Origin of the sequence: Microbacterium sp. (assembly GCF_047972865.1) — a bacterium.
GTDB lineage: Bacteria > Actinomycetota > Actinomycetes > Actinomycetales > Microbacteriaceae > Microbacterium.
In genome coordinates this window covers 1-3,471 of the sequence record NZ_JBKEAY010000122.1, presented here as the reverse complement: position 1 = coordinate 3,471, position 3,471 = coordinate 1, and the positions used below count along the sequence as shown (strand labels likewise).

Annotated in this window: 4 protein-coding genes and 1 other RNA gene; 2 read left to right on the top strand and 3 right to left on the bottom strand. The window is 67.5% G+C overall.

Annotated features, from left to right (window positions below; all coding sequences use genetic code 11):
- Positions 1 to 206: 206 nt before the first annotated feature.
- From ACK5KK_RS07660 to ACK5KK_RS07650, 3 genes are read right to left on the bottom strand one after another with little or no spacing between them, the layout of a single operon-like run.
- Positions 207 to 845, bottom strand: a complete 639-nt coding sequence (locus ACK5KK_RS07660) for an alpha/beta fold hydrolase (RefSeq protein ID WP_416889495.1) — start codon at positions 843 to 845, stop codon at positions 207 to 209.
- Positions 838 to 1,206 carry a TfoX/Sxy family protein gene (locus ACK5KK_RS07655; protein ID WP_416889494.1) on the bottom strand — a complete coding sequence of 123 codons (369 nt, stop codon included), beginning with the start codon at positions 1,204 to 1,206 and terminating at the stop codon, positions 838 to 840. The genes ACK5KK_RS07660 and ACK5KK_RS07655 overlap by 8 nt, the downstream gene beginning before the upstream one ends.
- A gap of 4 nt (positions 1,207 to 1,210) precedes the next feature.
- Positions 1,211 to 1,981 carry an ArsR/SmtB family transcription factor gene (locus ACK5KK_RS07650; RefSeq protein WP_416889493.1) on the bottom strand — a complete coding sequence of 257 codons (771 nt, stop codon included), beginning with the start codon at positions 1,979 to 1,981 and terminating at the stop codon, positions 1,211 to 1,213.
- 72 nt (positions 1,982 to 2,053) lie between these two features.
- Between ACK5KK_RS07650 and ACK5KK_RS07645 the strand changes: the two genes are divergently transcribed.
- Positions 2,054 to 2,785: a zinc ribbon domain-containing protein gene (locus tag ACK5KK_RS07645; RefSeq protein ID WP_416889492.1), complete on the top strand. Its 732-nt coding sequence runs from the start codon at positions 2,054 to 2,056 to the stop codon at positions 2,783 to 2,785.
- A gap of 32 nt (positions 2,786 to 2,817) precedes the next feature.
- Positions 2,818 to 3,176: RNase P RNA component class A (rnpB, locus tag ACK5KK_RS07640), an RNA gene on the top strand.
- Positions 3,177 to 3,471 lie beyond the last annotated feature (295 nt).

Here is a 3,471-nt window from a genome sequence, read left to right as displayed (position 1 = left end):
TGGGAGTAACACCCAACGGTGCCGGCTCCCGAGGACCCCCTAGCCCGGAGCCGGTACCACCTCCACGGAACGCCAGTACCAGGTCGCTGGACTAGCCGTACCAACTCAGGCTATGCGCCATCAAGTGCGGTGATCCGCTTCTGTACGCCTTCGAGCCAGTGTGCCGCATGCACGATCTGGCGGGGGAACACCGACAGGGGGGTGCGCTAAGCGCGAGCATGGAACGGCGCTCGGTACGCTCTCATCTCGTCAGGGGTGAGTTTGCGCCGTTTCATCGACATCGGCATCACGACATTCACGAAGAACGCGAAGCTCCGATTCAGGAACCGACCGACCGGGCCGCCCATGACACCGGAGAACTGCCGGAAGTGACGGTCGTCGGCGACGGGCCACGCCCAGGTGTTGCCGAGGCTGACCGCTGCGAGGCGATCGGGGCGTGCGGTGAGTGCGGCGAGCCCGATCGGACCACCCCAATCGTGGGCGACGAGGGTCACGGCGGTGAGATCGAGTTCGTCGATGAACGCCCTGACGAGTTCCGCCTGCTCCGAGGGAAGAAAACCGAATCCCTCCGGCGGGCGGGACAGTCCGAAACCGGCGAGGTCCACGGCGATGCACCGATACCCGGTCGACAGGTCACGGATGACGTGGCGGTAGAGGAACGACCACGCCGGGTTGCCGTGGATCAGCAACAGGACGGGGCCCTCGCCCTCATTGACGTAGTGCAGTCGGGCACCGTCCATCTCGACGAAACGGCTTTCGAACGGGAACTGACCGGGCGTCAGCCCGAACTCGCGTTCGGCGGTGCTGACAACCGAGCTGTCGGCGGTGGAGCCGGGCTCAGACATTGTTCGCCCTCGCGTAGTCCACGGCGGCGAGGATCAGGTCGCTGTTCGGCTCGATCGCGTCCTCGCCACCTGTGATCATCACCCACTCGCGCATGCGGGACTTGCCGTGGGGCTGGAACGGGAGCGCTCGTCCGCTCTCCAACGCTTCGGCGGCAAGCGGCTGCGGTACCCGCATGCCCATTGCGTCGCCGAAGACGCACACCGCCATCTTGCGCCCGACGCAAAGGGCGGGGCTGCCGAACATGCGCCGTCGCGTCACGTCGGGCGCCAGCGCCTCGACGTGTTCGGCAAGCTGTTCATAGAGTTCGAGGTCGTGGCGCACGGGCGGGGGCGCGGCCACCCCCTTGCTGGATGCGACCATACGATCAGTCCTCCTCTGGTTCGGGGAGTTCGAGCGGGCGCCCGGTTTCCAACAGCGTCTTCACTCCCGCCGCGATGCGGGCCCACCCGGCACGCACCTCCGGCATGGGTTCGGGAAAGTCGAAGTGCAGGATCCGCAGGCGCACGACCTCACCGAACGGGTCGATCTCGTACCGGTTGCGGGACGCACCGATGTCGCGCCAATGCGGCTGGAACGTCATCTCCAGGCGGCGGTGCGGTTGCACGTCGAGGAAGACCCCCGTGATCTCGTCGCCCTTGTCGGTGCGGTAGGCGTACTCGCCGCCGACCCGCACATCCCCGCGGAACTGCGCGCCGGCCATGTAGTACTGACGGGTCAGCTGACCGTCGATGAGAGCCTCCCACAGTCGTTCCGGGCTGGTGCGGATGTACGTCTCCAGCACGAAGTCGGGTGCGCGCTCTTCGGGCTTGGGCATCGTGTTTCCTTCCAGGTTCTTCTTCATCGCGAGGATTGCGCGGGTGGCGGGCTGGTGGACGAGGGGCTCGATCCAGCGGTCGACCGCTTCCAGGAGCGGTGCCGGATTCAGATAGTGATGCTTGAACCGACCCACCCGCAGCGTCGTGACGAGACCTGCCTCCTCGAGCACCCCGAGATGCTTCATCACGCCGAAACGGGAAAGCTCCCCGTGCTCGACGAGTTCCGTGAGTGTCTGGCCATCGTGTCGGCGCAGCGCGTCGAGCAGGCTTCGCCGGGTCGGGTCGTCCAGGGAGTGGAACACCGCGGAGACATCGTGCACGGCGACAGGTTACTACAAAGTCACATGTTATCGACCGCAAGGAGCAGGGGCGCGCCGCGGTAGGTTGAAGGGGTGAAAGCCAGCCCCGCCGACCAACTCCGTCTCGTCGAGATCGCCGAGCTGGATGCTGCCGCCCATCAGGCCGAGCACGCTCGGCAGAACCCGCCGCAGGCGGCGCGGGTCAAGGAGTTGCTCGCCGAGCGGCAGGCGCAGTCGGGGGAGTTGGCGCGGCTGCTCGGCATCCGCGACGACGCCAAGGCCGAGTTGGCGCGTATCGAGGCCGATGTCGCGGTCGTCGACGCGCGGGCGGAGCGCGACGCGGGCCGCCTCACGGCGACGACCAGCGCCAAGGACGCACAGGGCCTTGAGCACGAGATCGCCTCTCTCGCGCGCCGGAAGACGGCACTGGAGGATGCGGAGCTCGAGGTCATGGAGCGCCTGGAATCACTGGATTCCGATGTCGCGGCCCAGGAGGCGCTGGTGGCTGCCACCAACGAAGAGGGTTCGCGGCTGAGCGCGGAGGGCAAGGCGGCTGTGGCCGAAGCGGCCACCCGGCTGGAGGCTGCCCAGCGAGACCGCGCCGCGGTCGCAGGCAGCGTGTCGGCCGAGTTGCTGGCGATGTACGAGCGGATCGCCGCCCGAGGCATCGGCGCGGGAGTGTTACGCCGCCAGACGTGCGAAGCGTGCCGCATGGTGCTCTCCGGCAACGACCTGCAACGGGTCCGCAAGGCCGCCGCCGACGATGTCGTGACCTGCCCCGAATGCGGCGCCGTGCTGGTGCGCACGGACGAGTCGGGGTTGTGAGGTCGTCGCGCCCGTAGAATCGGTGACGTGAATGGGCCGGCCGGACGGTCGCGTGGCGGGAGACCGCACCGAGGAACGTCCGGGCTCCACAGGGTAGGGCGGTGGGTAACACCCACCCGGAGTGATCCGCGAGACAGTGCCACAGAGAGAAGACCGCCGGGGTGCGCCCCGGTAAGGGTGAAAGGGCGGTGTAAGAGACCACCGGGGTCGTGGTGACACGACCCGCACGGTAAACCTCGCCCGGAGCAAGGCCAGACACGGGATGACGACGCGACCCGCCGAGTCCCCGGGTAGGCCGCTGGAGCGGCGCGGCAACGCGTCGCCGAGAGAGATGACCGTCGAAGGGGCAGGAGCCCCGGAACAGAACCCGGCGTATAGGCCGACCCATTCACTTCACCCGAGCCGCTGCCGTGTGGTCGGCGCCCAAGGGCGTGGGATCGGCGAGGTGACCGGGCAAGGGCCGATGGTGGTGCTCCCATTCTTGACGGTGAAGGAACTGCCGCATGGCTGAGCGACTCACCCGCCGCGCGGTGGTCGACCGTGCCGCATCCCTGTCCGATGCCATCGGGGCGTGTCAGATGGATTGTGTGTGAGGTTCCTCCGATAGATGAGGAGTATGAAGATGATCACTATGACGAAGCACGAGGATCAGAGCGGATCGTTCGGCCCGGGCTCGGCGGTGCCGA

Excerpts from the sequence above, each read along its gene's own strand:
- ACK5KK_RS07660 (WP_416889495.1), bottom strand. The coding sequence starts at position 845 with ATGTCTGAGCCCGGCTCCACCGCCGACAGCTCGGTTGTCAGCACCGCC.
- ACK5KK_RS07655 (WP_416889494.1), bottom strand. The coding sequence starts at position 1,206 with ATGGTCGCATCCAGCAAGGGGGTGGCCGCGCCCCCGCCCGTGCGCCAC.